Consider the following 6,001-nt stretch of genomic DNA (forward strand, 5'->3'; position numbering starts at 1 on the left):
GGCGGGTGATGCGGCCGACGAACAGGACGTACGGGCGGCCGAGGTCGAGGCCGATGCGGTCGATCACGTCCGTGCCGTGGTCCGGCGCGTAGAGGGAGGTGTCGATGCCGTTGTGGACGACGCGCACCTTCGCCGGGTCCAGGGAGGGGTAGCAGCCGAGGATGTCCTCGCGCATGGCCGTGGAGACGGCTATCACGGCGTCGGCGGCCTCGATGGCGCTCCGCTCGGCCCAGCTGGAGAGGGCGTAGCCGCCGCCGAGCTGCTCGGCCTTCCAGGGGCGCAGGGGCTCCAGGGAGTGGGCGGTCATGACATGCGGGATGCCGTACAGCAGCTTCGCCATGTGGCCCGCGAGGTTGGCGTACCAGGTGTGCGAGTGGACGAGTTCGCGGCCTTCGAGGGCGGCGGCGATGGCGAGGTCCACGGAGAAGGTACGCAGCGCGTCGTTCGCGCCGTCGAGTGTGGGCCAGGGCCGGTGGCGCACGACTCCGCCCGCGGCGCCCTCGCCCCAGCAGTGCACGTCCAGGTCGGTGAGGGGCCTCAACTCCCGGGCGAGGAACTCGACATGAACCCCCGCACCGCCGTACACGTCCGGCGGGTACTCCCGGGAAAGCAGTCCCACACGCACCCGGAACCCCCTGTCTCAGCGGCTGGTTCCCACATGGTCACCCAGAAGTGGCCCTTGGGGAAGACCGCGAGGCGAGGCACGCCTCACGGCTCGGCACCTCGGTGCTCGGAGCGGCGCCACCGTGCTCAGAGTCTGCGAGGCGGGCGCTCGAAGCAGCAGTCGCCGCATACGCCCCCGCCGGGGACCCGGTAGTAGAGGCAGCAGCTGCGCCGCCGGAACGCCGTGCCGTTCAGCGTGCCGGTGTCCCGCAGGTCGGGATGATCGAGGAGTTCGGCGGCGAGTGAGCGGGCCCGGTCTCCCACCTCGGGGTGGCCGTTGACGCGGGCCCAGCGGTCGAGTTCGCGTGCGGCGCCCGCGAGCGCGGAGGCCGCGTTGCCCCACAGCAGTCCCGCGGAGACGGGCTGCGGGGCCCACAGCGCCGCCGCGAGGGGTTCGAGATGGCCGTCCTGTACGACCCGCCGGACGGTGGCCGCGTCGCCGGGCAGGGCGCGTGTCTCGGCCAGCCACAGGTCGTCGGGCGCGCTGCCGTCCGCGTCCCAGCGCAGCAGCCGGGGGTCGAGGCCGGGAATCTGTCCGTAGAGGGCGGCCGCGCCCAGGGCCACCGACCACAGCCGGGCGGCGAGTCCCTGCTGCGCCACCGAGACCCCGATACGCGTCTCGGGCGCGTCCAGCAGCCGCACGACCTTACGGACACGGAAAGTGAGCGGATCCGGCTCTTTGGTGACACTCCGTATCCCATACGCCTCCGCGAGGGTCGGCAGCGACGGCCGTCCCGTGCGCAGGGCGAAGAAACCTTCGAGAGAGGCGAGTCGATTGAGATCCGGATCGAGGTTCACGGAGACCAAGTACACCAAGGGGGCATAACGGAGCCACTAGGGGGGTTGTACCCGGTGTCACCCGACCTGGGGAGGACTAGGCCCAAGACGTACTCCATCGGCAGTAGGACCCAATGACTGCTCAGGTACGACGACACGGGCGCTTTCAAAAGGGATCGTATTAACCATGGAAGCCGACCGATCGCCGCACCGGACTCCCCGCCTTCGGGAGAACGTCCGTCACATGCAGAGGAGGAGCGACACATGAACGCACTCGTGCTGTCTGTGCTGCTCTCTCTCGTCTCCGCCGTCGCGTACGCCGGCGGGGCGATCGTGCAGGAACGGGTCGCGGCGAACACGCCCGGCACGACGTACGCACCCATGCGCCAGCTCGCCTGGTGGATCGCGGTCGGCCTCAACGGCCTCGGCGGGCTCCTGCACGTCGTGGCGCTCGCCTACGGACCGCTCAGCCTGGTCCAGCCGCTGGGCGCGCTGACCATCGTCTTCGCGCTTCCCATGGCTGCCGTCTTCGTACGCCGCAAGGCCGGTGCGACGGCCTGGCGCGGCGCGATCATGGCGACGGTCGGCCTGGCCGGTCTGCTCGCCCTGGTCGGCACGTCCGACTCGCAGTCCCTGAACAGCACCCAGCGCGTGGTGGTGGCCCTGGTCACCGGCGGTGCCGTGGTGGCCCTGATGATGGCCGCCCGCGCCGTGCACCGGCACCCGGCCGTGCGCAGCGTGCTGCTCGCGACCGCTGCGGGTGTCGCCTTCGGTATGTCGTCGGTGTTCACGAAGACGGTCGCGGTCGACTGGACGGGCGGCGTCTCGCTCGCCGATGTCCCGAGCCTCGCCGTGATCGGTGTCCTGGCGACCGCCGGAATGCTCCTGTCGCAGGCTTCCTACCGCGGCGCCGGACTCGCCGCGCCGCTGGCCACCCTGACGGTCATCAACCCCATAGTGGCCGCCGCGGTCGGCATCACGATGTTCGGCGAGACGTTCCGCTACGGCGAGACGGGCACCGCCCTCGCACTGGGCTGCGGGGTCGTCGCCGCGGGCGGCCTGATCCTGCTCACGACGGAGCGCATCAGCGGTTCGGAGCGTACGACGCCGGTGTCCGCACCCGTGCCCGTGCCCGCCCCGGCAGTGGCCGGAGCGATGGCCGACGCGGCCGTCATGACCCGGCCGGGCCCGGCCGCCGAGCCGAGCCACATGGAGGAGCCCGCCGCCGTTCCGCCCGACCGCGTACTGCCGGAGCAGCTTGCCCCGGCGGAGCGGCTGGTGGTCTCCGCGGGAGTACGGGACGAGGAGCCGACCCGGGAGGACGCGTTCGCGCACGCCGGGATGTTCGCCTCCGCCTCGGCGCGGCAGGACTCGCTCCTGCCGCCGCCGGGGTCGAACGGGCCCCCGCCGTCCGGCGACACGCCGGACGACATCGAGGGCATCGACGAACCGTCCTGGCCCCGCGGCGGGTACTACGGCCTTCCCTTCCTGCCGTTGCTCCCCGCCCCGGTGGTGATCCGCTCCAGCGTCAAATCGTGACGCCACCCGCGCGCAGATAGGCGACCGGATCGACGTCGCTGCCGAAACCGGGCCCCGTCCGCACCTCGAAGTGCAGATGCGGGCCCGTGCTGTTGCCCGTGGAACCGGAGCGGCCGATGCGCTGGCCGCTCACCACGCCCTGCCCGGCCTTCACGGAGATCGCCGACAGATGGGCGTACTGGGTGTAGCGGCCGTCGCCGTGCCGGATCACCACCTGGTAGCCGAAGGAACCGCCCCAGCCCGCGGTCACGACGCTGCCCGCGCCGACCGACTTGACGGACGTGCCGGTGGGCACCGGGAAGTCGACGCCCGTGTGGTAGCCCTTCGACCAGGAGGAACCCGCCGCGTGGTACGGCGTTCCCGTACCGGCGCTCACCGGGGCGGTGAGGCCGCGCGTGGTCGACTGGGTCTTCTTCTCCGACTTCTCCTCGACCTTTGCCTTGGCCTTCGCCTTCGGCTTCTTCTCCGTCTTCTCCGCCGTGTCGGAGGTGGACTTGGCTCCCGTGTCCGGCGACGCCTTCGGCTTCAGGCTCAGCCGCTGACCGGGAATGATCATGTCCGGGTCGGTGCCGACCGTCCTGCGGTTGGCGTCGTACAACTGCCGCCAGCCGCCCGGGACCTCGCGGGTGCCCGCGATGCCCGAGAGTGTGTCGCCGCGGACGACGGTGTACATCTCGGCGGTGCCGGCCTGCGACTGGGGCGTGGTCTGCGGCTGTACGTCGCGGACGGTGCGCTTGGGCGTCTGGGCGGACTTGCCCGAGGGGTTGATGTCGGGGGTGTCGCCGGTGGGGGTCCCCCCGCTCGAACGTAGTTGAGAGTGGGGGAGGGTGAGGCCCGCCCGCACCGAGCAGGTCGGCCAGGCGCCGGGGCCCTGGCCCTTGAGGACCTTCTCGGCGACGGCTATCTGCTGGTCCTTGGTGGCGAGGTCGGCGCGTGCCGCGTAGGCCCTGCCGCCGTAGGCCTCCCAGGTGGACTGGGTGAACTGCAGCCCGCCGTAGTAGCCGTTGCCGGTGTTGATCTGCCAGTTGTTGGTGGACTCGCAGGCGGCCACCTTGTTCCAGGTGTCCACGTCTGCCGCGTTCGCGACGCCGGTACCGATGAGCGGTATCGCCATCCCGGCGCCGCCCACCGTGACGGTGAGTGAGGCGCGGTTGATCCTGTTCGGCTGATACCGGCGGTGCCGGCCGCGTACGGCCATGAAGGTGCCCCCTCGACAAGCGTCAGGAGCGGCAAAAGTAAACGCTGCTAACAGGCCATGACAAGAGGGCAATCGGCCGCCCTATCCCGCCAAGTGACCAGGAATCGACCTTCGTTGGCGGCTGTCGACGTGTATGCCCGGGGCAGATGTGACGGCGAAGTTCGGCGGGGCACTGAGGCGGGGGCGGCTCCGCTGCGTACACACGGTCGGAAAGTCAGGATGTGCGGTCGGCGAACCTGCAAGTCAGGATGGTCGGTGGGGCAATACTGGCAGGCACGACCGGCACTACCGATTCAGCACCTCTAGGAGCCAACCGTATGAGCACTTCAGCCCAGATCGGCGTCACGGGACTCGCGGTCATGGGGCGCAATCTCGCCCGTAACTTCGCGCGCAACGGATACGCGGTCGCCCTGCACAACCGGACGGCGGCGCGTACGCACGCGCTGGTGGAGGAGTTCGGCAGCGAGGGCACCTTTGTCGCGACGGAGACCGCCAAGGAGTTCGTGGCCGCGCTGGAACGCCCGCGCCGCCTTGTGATCATGGTGAAGGCCGGCGAGCCGACCGACGCGGTGATCCAGGAGTTCGCCCCGCTCCTGGAGCCCGGCGACATGATCATCGACGGTGGCAACGCCCACTTCGCGGACACCCGCCGCCGGGAGCGCGAACTGCGCGAGCAGGGCATCCACTTCGTCGGCGCGGGCATCTCCGGCGGCGAGGAGGGCGCGCTGCACGGACCGAGCATCATGCCCGGCGGTCCGGTGGAGTCGTACGAGTCGCTCGGCCCGATGCTGGAGAAGATCTCCGCGAAGGCCGCCGACGGCGCCCCGTGTGTCACGCACGTCGGCCCCGACGGCGCCGGACACTTCGTGAAGATGGTGCACAACGGCATCGAGTACGCCGACATGCAGCTGATCGGCGAGGCGTACCAGCTACTGCGTGACGTGGCGGGCTACTCCCCCGCGCAGATCGCGGACATCTTCCGCACCTGGAACACCGGGCGGCTCGACTCCTACCTGATCGAGATCACCGCCGAGGTCCTGTCGCACGTGGACGCGGCGACGGGCAAGGCCTTCGTGGACGTCGTACAGGACCAGGCGGAGCAGAAGGGCACGGGTCGGTGGACCGTGCAGATCGCCCTCGACCTGGGCGTTCCCGTGTCGGGCATCGCCGAGGCCGTCTTCGCGCGGTCCCTGTCGGGCCACACCGAGCTGCGTGAGGCCTCGCGGGGCCTGGCCGGGCCCAAGGCCACGGCGCTGAGCGAGGCCGAGGCCTCGGCCTTCGCCGACCAGGTGGAGCAGGCGCTGTACGCGTCGAAGATCGTGTCCTACACGCAGGGCTTCCACGAGATCGCGGCCGGCAGCGCCGAGTACGACTGGAACGTCGACCTGGGTGCGGTCTCGTCGATCTGGCGGGGCGGGTGCATCATCCGGGCGGCCTTCCTCGACCGGATTCGTGCCGCGTACGACACGCGCGCCGATCTGCCGAGCCTGCTGGCCGACGAGACGTTCGCGCAGGAGATCGCGGCCGCGCAGGACGACTGGCGGGCCGTGCTCGTCTCCGCCGTGCAGCAGGGGGTGCCCACGCCCGGGTTCGCGGCGGCGCTGGCGTACTACGACGCGTTGCGTGCGGAGCGGCTGCCTGCGGCGCTTACTCAGGGGCAGCGGGACTTCTTCGGGGCGCACACTTATCGGCGGACCGACCGGGAGGGGTCGTTCCACACGTTGTGGGGCGGGGACCGGTCCGAGGTGGCCGGCTGAGGTTCGGTTTCGGGGTGCGGGTGCGTGGGGGCTTGTCGCGCAGTTCCCCGCGCCCCTAAAAGCCGGC

5 protein-coding genes are annotated in these 6,001 nt (G+C 70.8%); 2 read left to right on the forward strand and 3 right to left on the reverse strand.

Annotation, left to right across the window (positions count from 1 at the left end; genetic code table 11):
• Both glgA and O3Q52_RS47325 read right to left on the reverse strand, forming a co-directional pair.
• Positions 1 to 625: glycogen synthase (gene glgA, locus O3Q52_RS47320; RefSeq protein ID WP_269654653.1), on the reverse strand; the 625-nt coding region annotated here is incomplete at its 3' end.
• Between the two features lie 125 nt (positions 626 to 750).
• On the reverse strand, positions 751 to 1,479 hold the full coding sequence (locus O3Q52_RS47325; protein WP_269654654.1) for a (2Fe-2S)-binding protein: 729 nt from the start codon (positions 1,477 to 1,479) through the stop codon (positions 751 to 753).
• Positions 1,480 to 1,704: 225 nt separating this feature from the next.
• Between O3Q52_RS47325 and O3Q52_RS47330 the strand changes: the two genes are divergently transcribed.
• The gene (locus O3Q52_RS47330; RefSeq protein WP_269654655.1) at positions 1,705 to 2,979 is read left to right on the forward strand and encodes a DMT family transporter; all 1,275 of its coding nucleotides are present in this window, start codon (positions 1,705 to 1,707) and stop codon (positions 2,977 to 2,979) included.
• Here the strand turns inward: O3Q52_RS47330 and O3Q52_RS47335 are convergent.
• Positions 2,969 to 4,177, reverse strand: a complete 1,209-nt coding sequence (locus O3Q52_RS47335; protein ID WP_269654656.1) for a transglycosylase family protein — start codon at positions 4,175 to 4,177, stop codon at positions 2,969 to 2,971. The two genes, O3Q52_RS47330 and O3Q52_RS47335, sit on opposite strands and share 11 nt — an antisense overlap.
• Before the next feature lie 317 nt (positions 4,178 to 4,494).
• On the opposite strand from O3Q52_RS47335, the gene gndA reads away from it, so the two are divergent.
• On the forward strand, positions 4,495 to 5,934 hold the full coding sequence (gene gndA / locus O3Q52_RS47340; RefSeq protein WP_269654657.1) for an NADP-dependent phosphogluconate dehydrogenase: 1,440 nt from the start codon (positions 4,495 to 4,497) through the stop codon (positions 5,932 to 5,934).
• Positions 5,935 to 6,001: the final 67 nt, after the last annotated feature.

Source organism: Streptomyces sp. ActVer, from assembly GCF_027270795.1.
Classification (GTDB): domain Bacteria; phylum Actinomycetota; class Actinomycetes; order Streptomycetales; family Streptomycetaceae; genus Streptomyces; species Streptomyces umbrinus_A.